Origin of the sequence: Collinsella tanakaei (assembly GCF_021531055.1) — a bacterium.
GTDB classification, from domain to species: Bacteria; Actinomycetota; Coriobacteriia; order Coriobacteriales; family Coriobacteriaceae; genus Collinsella; species Collinsella tanakaei_B.
Window position 1 is genome coordinate 26,633 of record NZ_JADYTL010000006.1, and the last position, 20,440, is coordinate 47,072.

The 20,440-nt window shown below is 66.0% G+C and carries 15 protein-coding genes, 1 tRNA gene and 1 pseudogene; 7 read left to right on the forward strand and 10 right to left on the reverse strand.

Annotation, left to right across the window (positions count from 1 at the left end; all coding sequences use genetic code 11):
- The first annotated feature begins 366 nt into the window (after nt 1–366).
- A complete protein-coding gene (locus I6E04_RS06730) occupies nt 367–870 on the forward strand; it encodes a CarD family transcriptional regulator (protein ID WP_235422430.1) in 504 nt (167 codons plus the stop codon).
- 266 nt (nt 871–1,136) lie between these two features.
- Entirely contained in the window at nt 1,137–1,742 is a 606-nt protein-coding gene (locus I6E04_RS06735; protein ID WP_235422431.1) for an HD domain-containing protein, read from the forward strand.
- Nucleotides 1,743–1,854: 112 nt separating this feature from the next.
- Here I6E04_RS06735 and I6E04_RS06740 read toward each other — a convergent pair whose 3' ends face one another.
- Both I6E04_RS06740 and I6E04_RS06745 read right to left on the reverse strand, forming a co-directional pair.
- A complete protein-coding gene (locus I6E04_RS06740) occupies nt 1,855–2,805 on the reverse strand; it encodes a carbohydrate kinase family protein (RefSeq protein WP_235422432.1) in 951 nt (316 codons plus the stop codon).
- A 136-nt stretch (nt 2,806–2,941) separates the two neighbouring features.
- The gene (locus tag I6E04_RS06745) at nt 2,942–4,228 is read right to left on the reverse strand and encodes a glutamate-5-semialdehyde dehydrogenase (RefSeq protein ID WP_235422433.1); all 1,287 of its coding nucleotides are present in this window, start codon (nt 4,226–4,228) and stop codon (nt 2,942–2,944) included.
- Nucleotides 4,229–4,458: 230 nt separating this feature from the next.
- On the opposite strand from I6E04_RS06745, the gene I6E04_RS06750 reads away from it, so the two are divergent.
- On the forward strand, nt 4,459–5,877 hold the full coding sequence (locus tag I6E04_RS06750; RefSeq protein WP_235422434.1) for an alpha/beta fold hydrolase: 1,419 nt from the start codon (nt 4,459–4,461) through the stop codon (nt 5,875–5,877).
- A gap of 148 nt (nt 5,878–6,025) precedes the next feature.
- On the opposite strand, the gene proB is transcribed toward I6E04_RS06750, so the two are convergent.
- The 5 genes and pseudogenes from proB to I6E04_RS06775 all read right to left on the reverse strand — a co-directional run.
- Nucleotides 6,026–7,150, reverse strand: a complete 1,125-nt coding sequence (gene proB / locus I6E04_RS06755) for a glutamate 5-kinase (RefSeq protein ID WP_235422435.1) — start codon at nt 7,148–7,150, stop codon at nt 6,026–6,028.
- A gap of 81 nt (nt 7,151–7,231) precedes the next feature.
- Entirely contained in the window at nt 7,232–8,743 is a 1,512-nt protein-coding gene (locus I6E04_RS06760) for a nicotinate phosphoribosyltransferase (RefSeq protein ID WP_235422436.1), read from the reverse strand.
- Nucleotides 8,744–8,830: 87 nt separating this feature from the next.
- Nucleotides 8,831–9,229 (reverse strand): hypothetical protein, encoded by a 399-nt coding sequence (locus I6E04_RS06765; protein ID WP_235422437.1) that lies wholly within the window; start codon nt 9,227–9,229, stop codon nt 8,831–8,833.
- A 157-nt stretch (nt 9,230–9,386) separates the two neighbouring features.
- Nucleotides 9,387–10,337 (reverse strand): radical SAM protein, encoded by a 951-nt coding sequence (locus I6E04_RS06770; RefSeq protein ID WP_235422549.1) that lies wholly within the window; start codon nt 10,335–10,337, stop codon nt 9,387–9,389.
- 174 nt (nt 10,338–10,511) lie between these two features.
- Nucleotides 10,512–10,955: pseudogene (locus I6E04_RS06775) on the reverse strand (GNAT family N-acetyltransferase); the annotation flags it as partial.
- A gap of 357 nt (nt 10,956–11,312) precedes the next feature.
- Here I6E04_RS06775 and I6E04_RS06780 point away from each other — a divergent pair.
- A tRNA-Ala gene (locus tag I6E04_RS06780) sits at nt 11,313–11,388 on the forward strand.
- A 665-nt stretch (nt 11,389–12,053) separates the two neighbouring features.
- Here I6E04_RS06780 and I6E04_RS06785 read toward each other — a convergent pair.
- Both I6E04_RS06785 and I6E04_RS06790 read right to left on the reverse strand, forming a co-directional pair.
- The gene (locus tag I6E04_RS06785) at nt 12,054–12,860 is read right to left on the reverse strand and encodes a TIGR00730 family Rossman fold protein (protein WP_235422438.1); all 807 of its coding nucleotides are present in this window, start codon (nt 12,858–12,860) and stop codon (nt 12,054–12,056) included.
- A 129-nt stretch (nt 12,861–12,989) separates the two neighbouring features.
- Nucleotides 12,990–14,423 (reverse strand): glutamate synthase-related protein, encoded by a 1,434-nt coding sequence (locus I6E04_RS06790; RefSeq protein ID WP_235422439.1) that lies wholly within the window; start codon nt 14,421–14,423, stop codon nt 12,990–12,992.
- A gap of 171 nt (nt 14,424–14,594) precedes the next feature.
- On the opposite strand from I6E04_RS06790, the gene I6E04_RS06795 reads away from it, so the two are divergent.
- The gene (locus I6E04_RS06795; protein ID WP_235422440.1) at nt 14,595–16,046 is read left to right on the forward strand and encodes a DUF2252 domain-containing protein; all 1,452 of its coding nucleotides are present in this window, start codon (nt 14,595–14,597) and stop codon (nt 16,044–16,046) included.
- Between the two features lie 351 nt (nt 16,047–16,397).
- Here the strand turns inward: I6E04_RS06795 and tgt are convergent, their stop codons facing one another.
- Entirely contained in the window at nt 16,398–17,537 is a 1,140-nt protein-coding gene (gene tgt / locus I6E04_RS06800; RefSeq protein WP_235422441.1) for a tRNA guanosine(34) transglycosylase Tgt, read from the reverse strand.
- Nucleotides 17,538–17,757: 220 nt separating this feature from the next.
- On the opposite strand from tgt, the gene I6E04_RS06805 reads away from it, so the two are divergent.
- Both I6E04_RS06805 and I6E04_RS06810 read left to right on the forward strand, forming a co-directional pair.
- Nucleotides 17,758–19,407, forward strand: coding sequence for a hypothetical protein (locus I6E04_RS06805; RefSeq protein ID WP_235422442.1), 1,650 nt, complete (start codon nt 17,758–17,760; stop codon nt 19,405–19,407).
- Nucleotides 19,408–19,475: 68 nt separating this feature from the next.
- Entirely contained in the window at nt 19,476–20,399 is a 924-nt protein-coding gene (locus I6E04_RS06810) for a BadF/BadG/BcrA/BcrD ATPase family protein (RefSeq protein ID WP_235422443.1), read from the forward strand.
- The last annotated feature ends 41 nt before the right edge of the window (nt 20,400–20,440 follow it).

The window sequence follows — 20,440 nt, forward strand, 5'->3', positions numbered from 1 at the left end:
TGGCATCGTTTCCGCCGATGCGCCGCTGTTAAAAGTGAATAAACCCGCCACGTCTCGACAGCGGATGCGACATACGGCTTTATCCGACGTCCGCTTTGTCCGGCGGGAATCGAAAGGCCTGTTCCGCAAAATGCGGAACCCGTTTGCACGCATACGCTTGATACGCTGGGAATATGTCCTCTAACGCCAACATGGCGCCCCGGTCTCCGTCGCGCGGGGCAGCTCGTCTCCAAGCGCGCGGACGCACCCCCGGCTAGCTGCGCAAATGTGCCGCTTTTGTGACGATAATCCACAAAAGCCCACGTAAACGTGCTATTCTTATAGTACGTGAGAATTCAGAGTGACAGCTTGAGCGTTGGAGGAAGCATGTTCGATATCGGAACGCACGTTATCCACCCCGGACAGGGCGTATGCACCGTGATGGGCTACGAGGACGCCCCATCCCCGATGATCATCTTGGAAGCACGATCGGGCCACGCCAAAACCCGCCTGCTCTACCCCGTCTCCCAGCTCGACCGCCTGCATGCCTGTATCGGTAAAGAGCAGGCAGAGGCCTTGATCGCCGACTACGCCTCCCTCGAATGCGACCCCTATACCGAGCGCAACAGCTCGCTTGAGGAGAGCTACTTCAAACAGCAGATCAAGCTCGGGGCGCCCGAGACCCTGCGTGTCGCCAAGACCATGCGCCGCCGCATCCGCGACGCCGAGGCGCACGCGAAAAAGCCCAGCAGCTACTACACGCGCATCCTCAAGGAGGCGCGTCGGCGCTCCATCGAGGAACTCGCGGTCGCCCTCGACGTCAGCGAGGAAGACGCCGACGGCCGACTGCACGCCGCCGCCGTCGAGGCCGGTGAGATTCCGGAGAACTGACCCCCATTCCATAAGGCGGTGCGGGCAGACGTTCGCCATGCGGAAACCGTGCGCCGAAAGCCGACGCGGCGCGTACTCGCAGGCGTTGACCGCGGACCCGCTGCGTGGTATACCATCATCAGTTTTCGCCTCCCCCGACACCGGTTGGGGGAATCAAGGTGCCCGATTCTGACCGCAGGTACGGCGCATAGCGCTATAAGGCAGGGTCGCGGCACCTTTTTGTTTATCGGACGCGCGGCGGCGCGACGCGACGACAGGAGGGACCCATGGCAACGAACCTTTCGGCAGGCATGACGCGCGAGCAGGCGTTCGAGCTGCTCTGCGAGCACAACAAGGACCCGTTCCACATCGAGCACGGCGAGACCGTCGAGCAGACCATGCGCTACTTCGCCCGCGAGTTCGATCCCGAGAACGAGGAATTCTGGGGCATCGTCGGCCTGCTGCACGACCTCGATTGGGAGGAGCACTCGGACGACCCCGACAACCATACCGTCTACGCCGCGAAGGACATCGAGGCCGCCGGGGGCACGCCCGAGCTCATCCGCGCCATCCAGAGCCACACGAGCGACTGGAACACCTCGCTGCCCGCGCCGGAGCACCAGATGGAGAAGATCCTGTTCGCCACCGAGGAGCTCACCGGACTCATCGGCGCCGCCGTGGTGATGCGCCCTTCCAAGAGCGTCATGGACTTCAACGTGAAATCGCTCAAGAAGAAGTTCAAGGACAAGCGCTTCGCCGCCGGCGTCTCGCGCGACGTGATCCGCTCCGGCGCCGAGAAACTCGGTTGGGAGCTCGACGAGCTGTTCGCCCGCACGATCGAGGCCATGCAGAGCTTCGCGCCCGACCGCGACACCTTCGGCAAGGACGCGTGAAAAAACGACACACGTGATTTCCCATGGGTACGCCCTGGTCGACGACGATGCCGACCAGGGCGTACCTTCATGCGAGACGCATGAAATCACGTCGGACGTTTTCTCACGCGATTCACGCGAGCAGCTCCATGACCGCCTCGCGTGAAGGCATCGACGGGATGCCGCCACGACCGCGCACGCACAGCGATGCCACGGCGTTCCCCATGCGGGCGAACCCGGCGGCATCCTCGACGGTTACCGACTCCGGCGCAAGTCCGCTCTCGACGAACGCCGCCAGAAAGCCTCCCCAGAACGAATCACCGGCACCCGTGGTGTCCACGACGTCGGCGGGAAAGCCGGGGACCTCGCGTATGCCGTCGGCGCAGGCAACCAGGGCGCCGGAGCCACCGAGCGTCACCGCGACGACCTTCGGACCCTGCGCGAGCAACGCCGATGCCGCCTCGGCGGGATCGGCATGCCCGGTCATGAGCTCGCATTCCTCGTCGGAGACCTTCATGAGGTCCATGAGGGGCACGATGCTGCGCATCTGCTCTGCGGCCGCCTCCGCGGACGGCCAGAGATTCGCGCGATAGTTGGGATCGTACGACAGCGTGCAGCCATGATCGCGGGCAAACGAGAGGGCGGCATGCGTTGCCGAGCGTGCGGGCTCGTCGGTGAGCGACAGCGACCCCACGTGGAACACCTTGGAATCCGCGATCACATCGTAGGCCAGATCATCGGGGGCGATCTGCGTGTCGGCACCGGGTTTGCGTGCGAACGAGAACGTGCGCTCGCCCGTGGGAGCAAGCGCCACGAAGGCGAGCGTGGTGAAGACGTCCGGATCGGCGATCAGGCCGGTGCAGTCGATACCCTCGCCCTCGAGCACACCGCGCAGGAACTCGCCGTGCATATCGGTGCCGACCTTGCCCAAAAACGCCGTCGAATGCCCCAGGTGCTCGAGCGCCACCAGCACGTTCGCCGGTGCCCCGCCGGGGTTTCGCTCGAACAGGGACATACCGCCATCCGAGGTCCCCGCCTCGGTGAAATCGATCAGAACCTCGCCGAGCGTCGTCACGTCGACCATGGTGCCCGCCTCCCGAATCAGATGTGATATCGATACCACCCCATGATAGCCCTCCATCGCATATTCGGATATATGCAGATGCGACCTCTCGGCGAGCTGCCGGGAGGCCGCATGGGCAAAGCGATATGGATGTGCGCTACGGACGAACCTGTCCGGTGCCGCGGATCTCGTACTTGTAGGTGGTGAGCGCCTCGGCGGCAAACGGGCCGCGCGCATGCAGCTTCTGCGTGGAGATGCCGATCTCGGCGCCCAGGCCGAACTCGGCGCCGTCGGTGAACCGCGTGCTCGCGTTGGCGTACACCGAGCTCGCATCGACCTCGCGCAGGAAGCGCTCGCACGCCTGCGGATCCTCGGCCACGATGGCCTCCGAATGCATGGTGCCGTAGCGGTTGATGTGCGCGATCGCCTCGTCGAGCCCGCTCACGCACTTCACCGAGATCTCCATGGCGAGGTACTCGCGGCCCCAGTCCTCCTCAGTCGCGGGCACGAAGGCCTCGCCCTGTACCAGGCCGAGCTCGTGGCACACCCCACAGGCCGTCTCGTCGCCATGGATGAGCACGCCCGCATCCGAAAGCTCGCGAAGCATATCGGGCAGGAAGACCTCGGCGACCGTGGCGTCCACGAGCAGCGACTCGCAGGCGTTGCACACGCCCACGCGCTGCGTCTTGGCGTTCATCACGATGCGACGCGCTTTGGCGAAATCGGCGCTCGCATGCACATAGATATGGCAGTTGCCCGTACCCGTCTCGATGACCGGCACGAGCGACTCGCGCACGCATCGCTGGATGAGACCGGCGCCTCCACGGGGAATGAGCACGTCCACAATGCCGCGCAGGCTCATGAGGGCGCCCGTGGCCTCGCGGTCGGTCGTCTCGATGATGGTCACGGCATCGCGCGGGAAACCGGAGGCCTCCACCGCGTCGGCGAGCGCGTGCGCGATGGCCACGCAGGAGCGCTGGGCAAGCGAACCGCCGCGCAGGATACAGGCGTTACCGGTACGGATGCAGATGCCCGCCGCGTCGGCGGTCACGTTGGGACGCGCCTCGTACACCATGGCAACCAGACCCAGCGGTACGCTCACTTTTTGCAGGTCGAGCCCCTGATCGATGGTGCGGTGCTCGAGCACGCGCCCCACGGGGTCGGGCAGCTCGGCGAGCTTCTCCAGGCCTGCAGCCATCCCCTCGATGCGCTCGTCGGTGAGCAGCAGACGATCGAGCAGGCCCTCGGTCGTACCCGCCTTGCGTGCGGCGGCCATATCCTGCGCGTTGGCGTCCAAGATCCGGGATGCGTTCTCGCGCAGCGCCGCCGCCATGGCGCGGACCGCCGTCTGACGCGCCTCGTCGGAGGCGAACCCGAGCGGTCGCGACGCCTCCTTGGCGGCACGCGCCAGCTCCTCAACATATGCCCTGATATCCTGCGCCATTCGGCACCTCCTCGCGTGGAATCTCCCCTGTCACCATGCTACCCGAATATGCGGCTCGTGCCGGCGCGACGTTCCCACGTTGCCGGGACATTACCGACAAGTTTGCGACAAGATGGTGCCAGGTACAAACTTGTCGGCATCTTGCCGACAAGTTTGTACCTGGCACCATCTTGTCGCTACTCTGTTGTGCAAGACGTGACGAATCCCGAACCGATTCCAAGGAGTCCCTCATGGCCAAGCTCGCAAGCTATTTCATCCCCGGTCTGTACGTCGAGGACCACTCGATCGACGTGCCGCTCGATTGGCGCGGGTTGGAGCCTGCCCTGCTCGCCTGCGGCCTCACCATGCGGGCGGGCGCCTTCCCCGACCCCATCCCCGGCGCACCGGAATCCATCAAGCTGTTCTACCGCGTGATATGCGCGCCCGAGCACGTGAACGACGACCTGCCACTGCTCGTCTTTCTCCAAGGCGGTCCGGGCGGCGCCTGCCCGCGCCCGGTCTCCCCCACCGATGACGGCTGGATCGCCGAGGCGGTGCGGCACTATCGCGTGATCCTTCCCGACCAGCGCGGTGTGGGCCGCAGTTCTCGGGTGAGCGGACGCACCATGGACGTCCTCGCCGAGCGCGCCCGGGCCGCCGGGGCGGACCCCGTGCGCGCCCAGGCCGACCTCCTCAAGCGCCTGCTCGCCCCCTCGATCGTGCGCGACCTCGAGTACCTGCGTCTCACGCAGTTCGGCGGCCGTCCGTGGACCACGCTCGGCCAAAGCTACGGCGGATTCATCACGTTGAGCTACCTGTCGAGCTATCCGTCTGGCATCACGGCGGCGTTCACCTGCGGCGGCATCCCGCACGTGCCGGCCAACGCCGCGGAGGTCTACGCGCACACCTTCCCGCGCATGGCGGCCAAGACCAACGCCTATTACGACCGCTACCCGGACGACGTCGCACGCGTCGCCGCCGTCGCCGATGCGCTCGCCACGGGAGGTATCGTCCTTCCCGACGGCGGCCCGCTCACGGTGGAGCGCCTGCAGCTGCTCGGCAGCGACTTTGGCATGAAGCCGAGCTTCGAGCGCATGCACTGGTTGTTCGACACCGCATTCGAGCAGGCGGACGGCGGCATCCCCTCGCATCCGGACCCCTCCGACCTCACGGACGCCTTCCTCATGGGCGTGCTCGACCGCACGAACACGCGCGCGAACCCCCTGTACTGGACGCTTCAGGAATTCATCTATGCCGACGGCACGACGGCGCCCATCCGCTGGGCCGCAGATGCCGAGAAGGCGCGCCGTCCCGCGTTCGACGGCGACGCCCGTCCGCTCCTGTTCACGGGTGAGGCGTGCTTCCCGTGGATGTTCGAGCAGATGCCCGAGCTCGCACCGTTCGGGCCGGCGGTCCATATGCTCATGGAGGATATCGAGTTCGACCAGGTCTACGATCCGATCCGCCTGGCCGCCAACGAGGTGCCGCTGCACGCGGCGGTGTACTTCGACGACATGTACGTCGACGCCGGTCTGCAGCTCGACACGCTCTCGCGCATCGGCAACGCGCATCCCTGGGTCACCAACGAGTTCGAGCACGACGGCGTGCACGGCGACGCGGTGTTCCGGCATCTGTACGCGGAGGCACTCGCCGCCGGCCACCTCACCTAAGATCCATCGACACGACGAACCCGGCCCCATCTTACCAACGGCGACAAGATGGGGCCGGGTTCAAACTTGTCGACAAGGTGGGGCCGGGTTCAAACTTGTCGGGCTCACCTTGGAGCCAAACGACGATCCGGCGTTATAACCGCCTGAATCAGGCGAAGACGATGAGCTCGTCGCGATGGATGGCGGGTTTTCCGGCCAGCGCGGACAGCAGACGGTTGGAGGCGATCTCGTCCTGATGGCGGCCGGCGGCGAGCTTGAGCTCGTCGGATCCCGCCTGCGCGAGGCCGCGCGCGATGGCAAGGCCGTCCGGATCGTGCACATCGAGCGTATCCCCGGCGGAGAACTCCCCTTCCACCCGCGTGATGCCCACGGGCAAAAGCGACGACCCGCGGCGGATGAGCGCGTCGGCGGCACCCGCATCGACCGTCACCGTGCCGTGCGCCGCATCTCCGAGCGCGATCCACAACTTGCGCGGGGCGATCTCCAGCCGTCCCGTCGGCGGCACGAACAGGGTGCCCACCGACTCGCCACGCGCGAGGCGGACGAGCGCGTCGTCCTCGGCGCCCGAGCAGATCACGCTCGCGATCCCCGCCGTCATGAGAATGCGGCTGGCGCGGATCTTGGTGATCATGCCGCCGGTACCCACCGAGGTCGACGAATCGCCCGCCGACGCGATGATCGCGGCGTCGATCTTCTCGACGCGCGGGATGAAGCGCGCCGCGGGGTCTTCCATGGGGTTGGCGGTGTAGAGCCCGTCGATATCGGAGAGCGTAACGCACAGGTCTGCCGAGACCAGGCAGCTCACCAGCGCCGCGAGCGTGTCGTTGTCGCCGAAGCGGATCTCGTCGACGGTCACCGTGTCGTTCTCGTTCACGATGGGGACGACGCCGAGCTCGACCAGGCGCGTGAGTGTGTCGCGCGCGTGCAGGTACGACGTGCGGCGCGCCGTGTCGTGGCGCGTGAGCAGCACGAGCGAGGTGAGCAGGTCGCGGGCGCGGAACTCCTCGTCGTAGACGGCCGAGAGCACGCACTGCCCCACCGAGGCGCACGCCTGCAGACTCGGCATGTCGGTCGGACGCGCCTCGAAACCGAGGACTGGCGCGCCGGCGGCGATGGCACCCGAGCTCACCACCACGAGCGACCAGCCGAGCTCGGAAAGCTCACGCGCCTGCCGGGCGAGATCGGCGATGAAGTCGCGACGCAGCGCGCGGTCGGGCCCCACGAGCGTCGAGGAGCCGATCTTCACGACCATGGTTTTACGATCGCCGGTCATAGGGTATGTGCGCCTTTCGTCGTGCGGAAACGTATCGGGTGCCGGCGCGGCGAGCCGCGGCCAGGCGATGTCGAGGGGGCGTTAGATGCGACGCCACGGAATCGCGGTGCTGCTTTCGGCCATGCGCTCACGCACGAGCTCGTCGCGCACGCGCGCCAAGCCGACCTCCATGCCCACCATATAGGACTGCGGGTACAGGAAGCGCTTGTACACCGGATCGAGCGCATCGAGCGCCGCCTTGCAGCGGGCGCGGGCATCCTCGATCGACTCGCGCGGCGCCACGGCGGCGCCGTCGCGCACGACCGGGACGAGCAGCTCGCGATAGGACATGCCCGCCACGCTCGTGACGAGCGCCGCGTCGTTCACAGCGACGAGCGTGGTGCCGCGATCGTCGCCGTCACCCTCGAGATACGCCTCGTCGTAGATCATGTCGCACACCGGGCAACCCGTCTCGTCGACGTAGCGACGCACCTGCTGGATGCCGGGGATCGTACGCTTATAGGGCTGCTCGGAGAGCTTGAGGACCGGCGTCCAGGGCTCGTCGGCCGACGCGCGATGCGCCGCGAGCTTGTACACGCAGCCGAGTGCCGGCTGGTCGTAGCAAGTGGCGAGCTTGGTGCCCACGCCGAAGCTGTCGACCGGGGCGCCCTGGTTCAGCAGCGACTGGATCGTGTACTCATCGAGGTCGTTGGACACGACGATCTTGACGTAGTCGAGCCCCTCCTCGTCGAAGCGGCCGCGCACGTACGTGGAAAGCTTGGCCAGGTCGCCCGAATCGATGCGGATGCCCGCGAGGCGCTCGCCGCGCGTCTCCATCTCCTTGGCGACGGTGATCGCGTTCTCCACGCCCTCGCGCACGTCGTAGGTATCGATGAGCAGGGTGCAGTTCTTGGGGCTCGAGCTCGCGAACGCACGGAACGCCTCGAGCTCGGTATCGAACGACATGACCCAGCTGTGCGCATGCGTGCCCGAGACGGGAATGCCGTACTTGCGGCCCGCCAGCACGTTGGAGGTCGACGCGCAGCCGGCGACGTAGCTCGCACGGGCGACGGCCATGCCGCCGTCGGGGCCCTGCGCGCGACGCAGACCGAACTCCGCGACGGGACGCCCCTTGGCGGCGGCCACCACGCGGGCGGTCTTGGTCGCCACGAGCGACTGGAACCCGATGATGTTGAGCAGCGCGGTCTCGAGCAGCTGACAGGCGAGGATGGATCCGGTCACGCGCACCATGGGCTCGCGTGGGAACACGAGCTCGCCCTCCGGCACCGCGTCGATATCCACGTGCGGGCGGAAATTGCGTAGGTAGTCCAAAAACGCCGGGCTGAAGAGGCTACCGCCCGCGGGCGCCGACAAACCGGCCAGATACGCGATGTCCTCGTCGGTGAAGCGCATGTTCTCGACGAGCTCGGCGAGCTCGGCGGTGCCGCACATGACGGCGTACTCGCTGCCGAAGGGATGGTCGCGGTAGAACGCCGTGAAGCACGCCTGCTCGTCCTGCTTCTCGTTTTCCCACAGCCCCTGGGCCATCGTCAGCTCATACAGATCGGTGAGCATGGCGATGTCCGTCGGGCGCGATACATCTGTCAAAGCCATGGTTGCTCCTTACCTGGTCTCGCGGCGTCGGTGCTGACTCAGGGCGCTGGCGCCAACCTTTCGATCGTGGGATCTACGAAATGGAACCTACAAAATCCCCGCGTTGGTGAGCGCGATCCAGACACCGCCGCCGAGTGCGCACAGCAACCCGATGGCGATGATGATCTTCTGGGCGGGCGGCATCGCGGGGATACCGTCCTCGTCGGTGGTATCGGGGGTCATGACCATGCGCTGACCGAAGGTGAGGTTGTCCGGATCGACGACCGGCGGGCGGTCATCCGTGCGACGGGTGCGCGCAGCGGGAACCGCGGCAGGCTGCTCGGGAGCGGGCGCCTCGGCGGCGCGCTGCTCGGCGCGCAGGGCCTCGAGTTCGGCACGTTCGCGACGCGCCCGCTCCGCCTGTTCGCGGGCGGCTTTCTCGGCACGCAGGGCCTCGAGCTCAGCGCGCTCCTCGTCGGTTAGCGGCGCGGTCTGCTGGTCTGCCATCGATGCCTCCGATCGTGTGCGCCGGGACAGGCCCGACGCATGGGATTTTCGCATGACCAGCAGTATACCTGTTTGACCATGGGCAGGTGCGCGGGTGCGATATTTTACCGAATCGCACCGGCAACGGCCCGAAGCGCACCGGGTGCCGGACGGGGACTCAAGCGCGCGGGAGGATCGGGCCATCTGCCGCCGCGAGCACGCCCGTGGTGTCGAATGCCGGCGTGAAGCTCTCGTCGACCGCGCCGCCCTCCTGCCAGTACATCGTGGTGAACCCGAGAGCGTCCGCATGATCGAGCACCCGCTCGTACTCCTCGTCGCTCACCGGGCCGGCAAGCCGTCCGCCGGCCGTGCGCATCGCCGCGTTGGGGGTGTACTGGTTCATGACCGAGATGGGCACGTCGCCGGCGATCTCCCAGATGGCGTCGAGCACCCGACAGGAATCGCCCGCATGTCCCGGCAGCACCAGGTGCCGCACGATCAGCCCCTGGCGCATGATGCCCTCGTCGTCGAACACGATGCCGCCGCGCGCATCGATCTGCCTTACCATCTGCGCCAACGCGGACGCTGCGAACTCGGGGTAGTCCGGCACGTGCGACAGCGTTCTCGCGAGGGTCGCATCGGCGTACTTGAAGTCCGTGAGCCAGATGTCCACGATGCCGTCGAGTTCGCGCACAGCCTCCACGCGCTCGTAGCCACTCGTGTTGTACACGATCGGGATGGTGAGTCCGCGCGCTCGCGCCTCGCCGACCGCATGCGGCAGCAGGTACGCATAGTGCGTCGCCGTCACGAGGTTGATGTTCAAAGCGCCCTGCCCCTGCAGCTCGAGCATGATCTCCACGAGGCGCGCGGGAGGAACCTCGATGCCGAAGTTCCCGGTCGAGATCTCGTGATTTTGACAGTAGACGCACTTGAGGGGGCATCCGCTGAAAAAGATCGTCCCCGAACCGGCCTTGCCCGAGATGGGCGGCTCTTCCCACAGGTGAAGCGCCGCGCGAGCGAGCTTGAGCGATGCGGCGGCACCGCACGCACCGCGCTCACCCTGCAGACGAGCCGCGCCGCACCGCCGGGGGCAAAGCTCGCAGGCGGCAAGCGATTCTCCCCGCAGCAGGTTGCGCTGGCAGGGCGCCTCGGCATCCGACACCACCTCGGTCGCCGGCGCGGGTGCGGACGATGGACGATCGACGGCATGCAGCAGGTCGAACTCCATCAAGTGCGCAGCAACCGCAAGATCCCCGCCATACACGAGTGGGTAGACGCCCAGATCCACCAAGCCCGCACGAAGGTACAGCGCGACCGCTGGCTCGTTACTCGCCAAAACATCGAGTCGCAGCGAGGCGGCACCGCGCGCGCGGGCGACCGATTTCGCATGCTCGACCAGCGCGTCACCGACCCCTGCGCCACGCGTCTGCAAAGACACGGCCAGCAGGTGCACGACGGCGACCCTGCCGTCGGGGATGGCGACATGCCAGGAAGCCTGGTCATATCCCTCACCTTGCCGATCATCGAGCACGAACGCGCCCAAGACGCGCGCACGGTCCGACGAATCGAACGCGGCGAACAGATTGCCCGCGTCGATCGCGTCGCGCAGCGCAGCCTCGGTCGGATGGAACTCCATATCCCAATATGCGTCATAGGGTGTGCCGTGCATCGCCTCGACGACGCTGCGATAGAAGGAGACGACAGCGGGGAAATCTGTCGGCACGGCGGGCAAAACGACCATGGCCATGAGCCTTTCATATGAAAAAAGCGCCGGTGAGGCGCTTATGCTGACGAAGTTCAGGCGTGTGCTTCCATCTTCCACCACACTCCGATACAAGTCAAGACTGGTATTGCGAACGGCGTGCTCTATGATAAAGATGTTCCTCCCCACACGGAGCAACTGGGTGAACCGTCGATTTTTTCTTGGGAGCCCACACAGTCGTTTCTAGTACAGGTATCCTTCGTTGTTAAGGACGCTGGAGGGAGCGATGAGGGCACCCACCTTGTAGAGGTGGGTTCATTATCGTGAAGTGTGGGGAGGCCTCTTTTTGTCCATTTTCCCGTTGACAGTCGGCGCAAGCCTGCTATCATAATCTCTCGTCTTGGGGACGTAGCTCAGCTGGGAGAGCGCTGCCGTCGCATGGCAGAGGCCGAGGGTTCGATTCCCTTCGTCTCCACCAAGGACTTCGAAAGAGCTTCTACGCAGGTAGGAGCTCTTTTTCGTTTGCGCGCCGGGGAATCGAGCCCGCAGGGCCCCGCGCTGCGCCGAACGCGCGAGCGTTCGCCAGCACGGGTCGCAAGGAGGCCGCGAGGCCTCCGCAGCGGGAGGTCGCCGCGAAGCGGCGGCCGACTTCCCTTCGTCTCCACCAATGACTTCGAAAGAGCTTCTACGCAGGTAGGAGCTCTTTTTCGTTTGCGCGCCGGGGAATCGAGCCCGCAGGGCCCCGTGCTGCGCCGAACGCAATGGGCCCCATTTGCTAGCAACGAGAGACGGGGCTGGGCAATTTGTTCAGATATGAAGGTTTCCCGAGGCGCTGAGCCGGTCAATCAAGTTGAAAGCGCGAAAAATGAGGAACAAGACGGCCGATTTGGCCGTCTTGCAACCTGGCGAAAGGGCCGTCTGTGCGAAAGACAATATCAAACGATATCTCGTTGCCAGCCGAAACCTTCATATCTGAACAAATTGTCCCAAACGAAGCGTCCGCGCCCTCAGTGACGCGCTCTGTAAGCGGCGGATGACCCGTCAACCCCGGATCGACGACGCATGACGGCTGGAACCGGCGTGAACTTGCCGGCCTTGTTCGATATGGGACTCCCCCTCTCACGCTGGCGGAGAAAACGCGTGTCACCCCCGTGCGATGCCCGACAGCGCGATGGAAACGGCTTCCTCGACGTCATCGGTGATATGCACGAGTTCCGGATCGAGCTTGGAGATGTTGCCCGACTCGAGAACCGTCCCGCCGACCCAGTCGAACAGTCCCTGCCAGTAGTCGGCACCCATGAGCGCCACGGGCATACGCTTGACCTTGTGCGTCTGCACGAGCGTGAGGAGCTCGAACAGCTCATCGAGCGTGCCGAAACCTCCCGGGAAGACGATAGCGCCCGAAGAATACTTGACGAACATCGTCTTGCGCACGAAGAAATACCGAAACGTCATGCCGAGGTTGACCCACGGATTGATGCCCTGCTCATGCGGCAGCTCGATACCGAGACCGACCGACGTGCCGCCACCCACCGCGGCACCGCGGTTCGCGGCTTCCATGATGCCGGGCCCACCGCCGGTGATAACCGCGACGCCCTGTTTGGCGATCAGCTTGCCGGCGCGCCGCGCGGCCTTGTACATAGGGTCCGTGCGGTCCGTGCGCGCCGAACCGAAGATCGACACCGCGGGGCCCAACTCGGCCAAGGCGCCGAATCCATCGACGAACTCCGCCTGGATGCGCATGACGCGCCATGGATCCATATGGAGCCAGTCGGTCGAATCCTCACTGGCCAGCAGGTTCTCGGTCGTCGTCTGCTCGGGAATAAGCGATCCGCGCAGGATGACGGGGCCCTTATGATAGGTGGACTCGTAGGTGCGCTTGACGTGCTCATCCGCCTCGTCGATATGGTTGGTGTCGGGCGCCTCCGCGTCGAAGGGCTGTTGGGTCATGGAAATCTCCTCGTTGAGCGTTTCGATATCCTGCCGGCGAAGCCCGGCATCGTGACCATTATTCCCCCGCAACCGTATGGTTCAGACAAGCCCGCGGTACGGAGCCTGTAAGGCTGCGATGCGAATCGGCTACGCACGGGGGATGCCGCAGCGCTCCGCCATGTCGGCATCGCAGGTGACAAGGTCATCCAAGCTCAGATCGGCGATGCGGCGATGGCCCGTCACGCGGCAGAACATGCGCAGGTCGTCGAAGGTCGCACGGTAGAAGTTCCCCACGCGCCGCGCGCCGCGCTCGACATCGAGCCGAGCCCGCAGCTCGGGATCCTGCGTGGCGATACCCATGGGACACAAGCCGCTTCCGCAGATACGATACTGCTGACAGCCGAGCGCCATGAGCGAGGCGCTGGCGAGCGCCACGGCGTCGGCGCCCATGGCGAGGGCCTTGACGATATCGGATGCCACGCGCAGGCCGCCGGTGACGATCAGGCTGGCATCGGAACCCATGGCATCCATGCAGCGACGGGCACGGGCGAGCGCGTAGATCGTCGGCACCGACGAGGCGTCGCGCAGCATGACCGGTGAGGCGCCCGTCGCTCCCCCGCGGCCATCGATGGTGATGAAGTCGGCCCCAGCGGTGAGCGCCGCCGCCACATCGCGTTCGACATGGCCGGCAGCGAGTTTGACACCGATCGGCGCCCCGGCGCTGCGCTTGCGCAGCTCGTCGATGAGCTCGGCAAGATCGCTTACGCACTCGATGCCGGGAATGGTCGACGGCGAGATGATGTCCTCCCCCGCCTTCCGCCCACGGATGCGCGCGATCTCCTCGGTGACCTTCTCGCCGGGAAGATGCCCGCCCATGCCGGGCTTGGTGCCCTGCCCGATCTTGATCTCGACCGCCCCCGCGGCGCGCAGGTTCGCATCGGTCACCGAATAGCGCAGCGGCGCGAATTCGAAGATGTAGCGGCTCCCCGCCTCCGCGAGCTCCTCGGGAAGGACGCCGCCCTCCCCCGAGCATGTCGCGGTCCCCGCCGCTGCGGCGCCGCGTGCCAGGGCGACCTTGGCCTCACGGGACAGGGCGCCGAGCGACATATGCGACACGAAAGCGGGGCCCTTCAACACAAGCGGCCGCGCAGCCCGCGGACCGATCGTGCAGGAAATGTCCACGTCGGCGTCGGAGGCGAGCGGCATCGGGTCGAGCTGGGCGCCGAGCACGAGGATGTCGTCCCAACTGGGCAGCGGCAGCGTCGTCGCCATGGCGCCATCGGGTATCGAGCCGTGCTCCGCCAGACGGTGGATGGTGTCCATATGGCGGATCGAGGGATCGAGGCGTCGCAGCTCGGAAGGCACGGACAGATCGTCCGACCCCGATTCGGACGGCGCGCCGTCCGCCACGCTCGAAGCTGCGCCCCCTTGCTCGACCGGCGTCACGCCGTCCTCGGCAACGGGATAGAACTCGGCTGCGGGCACGCCGCACATCGGACAGCGCTCGAGCTCGGAGAACGGAGCGCCCTCCTGCTCCTCATCGTAGATCCAACCGCACATCGGGCACCGGTACGTTGCCATGACGCGTCCTCTCGTCGTGGGGAATCCGCTGGTCTCCATCGTATCAAATCGAGAATCGTTATCGGCAAGGACCGCCGCCGGCGGTTGCTGCGAGCCGCGCAATGGAAAACGAGGACCTTCCACGAAGCGGGGGAATTACCCATAATGAGGGACACCTACGGAAGGAGCACGATGTCCAACGGTACGTCGAAGCATTCGTCACACGACGTCACACCCGACCGGCGCACGCGAGGCGACGACCTCTCGCGCCGCGAGCGCGGACGCGCGGCACGCGCGGCATGCCCGAGGTCGGCGCTCGGCGCATGGACCGTACGTGAGGGACGCGAGGACGCCATCGCGCTGCTCGAGGAGCAGTCGGCCGAGCGCATTCCCGAACTGATCGGTCTGCGCTATGCGCGTATGGCGGTCTCGCCGTTCACGTTCTACCGCGGCACCGCCATCATCATGGCGCGCGACCTCGCGCGAACGCCGATCACGGACATCGAGGTCCAATGCGTGGGCGATGCGCATATCGCCAACTTCGGCATCTTCGCGAGTCCCACGCGACATCTGGTGTTCGACATTAACGATTTCGACGAGACCGCACCGGGACCGTGGGAATGGGATATCAAGCGCCTCTCCGTGAGCGTGGAGATCTGCGGGCGCGATCGCGGGTTCAAAACGGGCGCACGGGAGCGCGCGGTGCGCGCATGCGTCAAAGCGTACCGCAAGAGCATGGCCCGCTTTGCCGAGATGGGCGAGCTGGACGTTTGGCACGCGCACTTGGATGTCGAGCAGACGATCGAAGGGTTTGAGGGCGAACTCGGCGGCAAGCAGAGCAAGACGCTCCGGCGCGCGCTCGAGAAGGCCCGCGCCAAAGACAGCGTGCGCGCGGCGGACAAACTCGCGTACCGCGAGACAGACGGCAGCATACGGTTCAAGTATGAACCGCCCGCACTCGTGCCGCTCGACAGGATCGACGGATTCGAGGGCACGCCCGTTTCCGAGCTTTCACGACGCATCGGCGCGCTGTACGCGTTGTACGTGGACAACCTTTCCTACGATAAGCGTTGCCTGGTGAATCGTTACCATCTGGACGACACCGCGCGAAAGGTCGTGGGCGTGGGAAGCGTGGGGACACGCGCCTGGGTGGCGCTTCTGCACGGCAAGAACGAAAACGACCCGCTCGTGATGCAGATGAAGGAGGCGGGCACCTCGGTCGTCGAGCGCTTCTACCGCACGGCGCCCTTCGCTTCCCACGGCGAACGTGTGGTGCAGGGCCAGCGGCTCATCCAGACCACGAGCGACATCCTGCTCGGCTGGACGAGTATCGAGCTGCCGGGCGGCGGCACGCGCGACTACTACGTGCGCCAGTTGTGGAACGGCAAGGGCTCGATCGATCTGGAGAACGTCGGCGAAGAGGGGCTCGCCAACACTGCCAGGCTGTGCGCCTGGGCGCTCGCCCACGCGCATGCACGCACCGGCGACGGCGTGGCGATCGCGGCCTATCTGGGTGACGGCGACACCTTCGACGACGCCCTCTGGGAGTTTTCGCAAGCTTACGCCGATCAGAATGATGCCGATTACAGGCTGTTTCGCACAAAAATCGAGCACGACGAGCTCCCCTGCTCGATATTCGCATAGCCGCGCGCTCGGCACCTGCCCCAAACGTGCAAGCGGCAGACCGGTGCCCCTTTGTTGCAGTTTTTTCCCGGTTGTGTACAGCTGATTTTTGAGCTCCTGCGAAACGGCACTCATTTGAAGCTTGGCGATCGGAAAATAGCAGGTCACAATCTGTCCGTTTGTGCCGTTTTGTGGTAGCTCCAAAATCACCCGTACACAACGCGGAAAAATCTGCAAAAATCCGATCGCCTTTTGACGCTAGCGCCTCCCTGTCCTCGATACGGACGAAAGTTGTCCGTTCTCATGCCGATGGACACGAAAAGAGCCCCGTGGCATCAAAAGCGGCGGCGCTCGACGGTCGCGACAACGTGCTTAGTAGTCCTTCGCGGCGGGGCTGTCCATCCACGCCCGCTGGAACTCGGCGTAGCGGCCCTCGATGATCGCGGTGCGCGCCTGGCGCATAAGGTCGAGCAGGAAGTAGATGTTGTGCATGGACAACAGGATGCCACCGAGCATCTCCTTCTGCGTGACCATGTGGCGGATGAGCGCACGACTGTAGCCGCCCGTGCACACCGGGCAGGTGCACTGCGGGTCGATCGGCCCCGCATCGCGGGCGAAACGCGCGTTGCGGAAGTTCAGGCGCCCCTCGTGGGAAAACGCCGTACCCATGCGGCCGGTGCGCGTGGGCAGCACGCAGTCGAACATATCGACGCCGATGCCGACGGCGCGCACGAGCGTCGTGGGATTGCCCACGCCCATGAGGTAGCGAGGTTTATGGCGCGGCATATGCTCGGACACGAGCGGGGTCAGCGACTCGAACATCGTCTCGTGGTCCTCGCCCACCGAGTAGCCGCCGATGCCGTAGCCCGGGAAGTCGCCGCACTCCTCCAGATGACGCAGGCTGCGCAGGCGCAGGTCGAGATGCATGCCGCCCTGCACGATGCCGAACAGCGCCTGGTCGGGACGGGTGTGCGCCGCGTAGCAGCGCTCGGCCCACATACTCGAGAGCTCGACGGCGCGCTCCACGTAGGCGCGCGTGGCCGGGTAGCCCGGGCACTGATCGAGCTGCATGCAGATGTCGGAGCCCAGCTTCTGCGCGATGGCCATGTTGTCCTCGGGAGTCCAGAACACATGGCTGCCGTCGTAGTCGGTCGCGATGAAGCGGACGCCCTCGTCGGTGAGCTTGACGGCATCGTTGTGGGAAAAGACCTGGAAACCACCGGAATCGGTGAGGATGGGGCCATGCCAGTTCATGAACGTGTGCAAACCGCCGAGCTCGTCGATGAGATCGGCGCCCGGGCGCATGGCCAAGTGATACGTGTTGGCGAGCACGATCTGCGCACCCAGCTCCTTCACCGTCTCGGTGGGAATGCCCTTGACGTTGGCTTTCGTACCCACCGGCATGAAGATCGGCGTCTCGATATCGCCATGCGGCGTGTGCAGGATGCCCGCACGGGCATGCGTCTTGGGGTCCTCGGCGACGATGTCGTAGGTGAAGAGCTTCTGGTCCATTGCCTGTCGTATCCTTTGCACTCACGTCGGTCTCACGAGCATCCAGTATAGCGGCGCGAAGAAGCGGTCGCCAGAAATGCAGAAAGCACGAAGAAGCAGGACAGGGCGAGGTGCGAGCGCGACTCGGACGGCGCGGCGAAAAACGGGCCCGCGGCAAGCGCCGGCGTCCGCGCGAGGGTATATCATTGACGATGGATCGACACATGAGACAGGAGCCGCCATGAGCGACGAAACCTATATCGATAAGAAGCATGAGGATGAGGCCGTTGTAAGCCCGCAGGACGCCGCGGCCGAGGTCGAAGAGACGGGCATGGCCACGACGCAGGAGGGTGACGACGGCGTCGACGAAAACGCTCCCGCACCCGACGAGCCTGCGGACGCCGTCGAGGACGTCATCGAAACCGCCGTCGAGGACGAGCCGGTCGCCGACGCCTCGACCGAGGACGAACCGGCCGCCGCCGTCACCGAAGACGATGAGGCGTACGGAACCATGCCGGGTTTCCTCACGCGCGACGAATACGAGCAGGTGGGAGACGACCCCGCGCCGCTTCCGGAGGGCTTCGAGGTCATCGACGGCGGTGCGAATGCGGAGCCCATCGCGTCCACCGAGGTGCAGCCCCCGCTTTCCCCGCTCGCGGAGCGCCAACATGCGACCCAGGAGCCCGCACGCGTAGACGAGCTCAAGGCGGCGGGCAAGCGCATCGCCCATGCCACCGCCGAGGCGGCGGGCAACGTAGGCACCTTCATCACGCAGGGCGTGGGCGCCGTGCGCGAGATGAGCGCCGCCAAACGCGCCCACAGCGAGGCGCGCGAAATGCTCGACGAGCTCGATCGCCGCATCAAGGAGCAAACCGAGGAGCTGCTGCACCGCCAGGATGTGACGGGCCGCTTCGAGGAGATCATCGCCGAGCAGACCACGCGCAAGAACAGCGCACTGAGCGCCATCAAGGCGTCGCAGGCGCTCCAAAAGACCATCCAGGAGCGTATCGACGCCATGAAGGCGCAGCTCAACGAGATGAAAGAGCAGGACGCCGAGACCGAAAAGCAGCTCAAGGCCGCCCTTGAGTCCGCCGAGAGCAAGGAGGAGAGCGCGCGCGACGCTGCGAACCGCATGAAGCGCCGTCTCGCGGATTCCCAGCGAGCGCTCGAGAAGGCAAGGGAGACGACGGTCGAGCGCGTCGAGGAGGCGAAGCGCGCCGTCGATACCGCCGAGGAACGGTTGGAGAAGCTTCGCAGCGAGTACGCCGAGATCCAGCGCAACCCCTCGGCGAACTCCGCCGCCTACAGCGTACGCGACACCGAGCTGGCGGCCGATATCTCCGACGCCACCGAGGCACTGCGCCGCGCGAAGGACGAGCTCCCCCGTGTCACGGCAGACGCCCAGGCGACGCTCGCCGCTTCCCAGGCAGCGGTCCACGAGGCCGAAAAGCCCGTTGCCGACGCCAAGGAATCGTTCCGTGCGATCAGCGATGCCACCGCGGACGCGCGTGACGCCCTGGACGCCGCCCGCAAGGACGCCGCGACGCGGCAAAAGCAGATCAAGGGCAAGATCGCCGAGCAGGAAAAGGACCTGAAGGAAGAGCAGCGCTCGCAAGCCGAAGCCGAGCAGGAGGTCACCGCCGCGGATCAGCAGATCGCCGCCGCGACCGACATCCACGACCATCCCGAGATCACCGAGCGCATCGCCGCCGCCTGCGCCGCCGACCGCGCCGAGCGCGAGGAGCTGCTCGAACAGGTCGACGCCCTCGCCGAGGCGGAGGCGAACGTCCGCGAGCGGACGCGCGGCTCGCGCATGCGCCTTATCGCCGTCATCGCCGCTGTCATCGTGGTGATCGCCGTGATCGTGGCCCTGTGGCTCGCGCTTTCGTAACAGCGCCCCTCCATATCGTCCGCCCCGTCGCACAGCCGACGGGCCACACCCCTTGCGAAAGGAACCCTATGCGCTGGCTCGGCATCGACGGGGGCGGCACCAAGACCGCCTGCTCCGTCTACGATGAGAACCTCGATCGACTCGATCGGACCGTGCTGACGACCTGCCACTACGCACAGGTCGGGCTGGACGGCATGGAGCGCGTCCTGCGCGACGGCATCGCGTGGGCGCAGACAAGCGGGCATCTGGACGATGCGTTCGGAATCGGCTTGTCACTGTGCGGCTACGGCGAGGACGCCCGCGCCGACGCCGCGATCCGCGACATCGTGGCCGCGCTTGCCGGACAAAACCCCTATGCGCTGGTCAACGATGTCGAGGCGGCATGGGCGGCGGGGCTCGATATGGCAGACGGCATCGCGCTGATCGCCGGCACCGGATCGATCGCCTACGGCGTCTGCCGCGGACGGACCATGCGCTGCGGCGGTTGGGACTACGAGATCGGCGACGAGGGCAGCGGAGGCTGGATGGGCAAGGAGCTGTTGCGCGCCTTTACGCGCCAAGCCGACGGCCGCGATGCGCGCGGCCCGCTCTACGAGCTCGTCCGCCGCGAACTCGACCTGCACGACGACTTCGATATCATCCCGTTCGCACGGCGCGCCATCGCTGACCGCACGCGTATCGCCGCACTCAGCCGCTTGGTGACCGACGCCGCCGGTGCGGGAGACGCGAGTGCACACGCGATCATGGCCGCCGCAGCACGCGAGGAGGCGGATATGGCCCGCGCCATCGTCGAGGGAATCTTCGACGATGCGGGCGGCACCGTCGGCACCATCCCCGTCGCGCTTATCGGCGGGACGTTCAACGCCGGCGAGCTGATCCTCGAGCCGCTGCGTGCGGCGCTTCCCGCAACGTGCCGCCTGGTCGCCCCTGCGCACGAACCCGACCTGGGCGCCGTCCTCATCCTGCGCGCCCGCATGGAGCGTACGGCGTAGACGTTGCGTGGAGCGCGTAGGGGATGCGCGGTGCCGGGTAC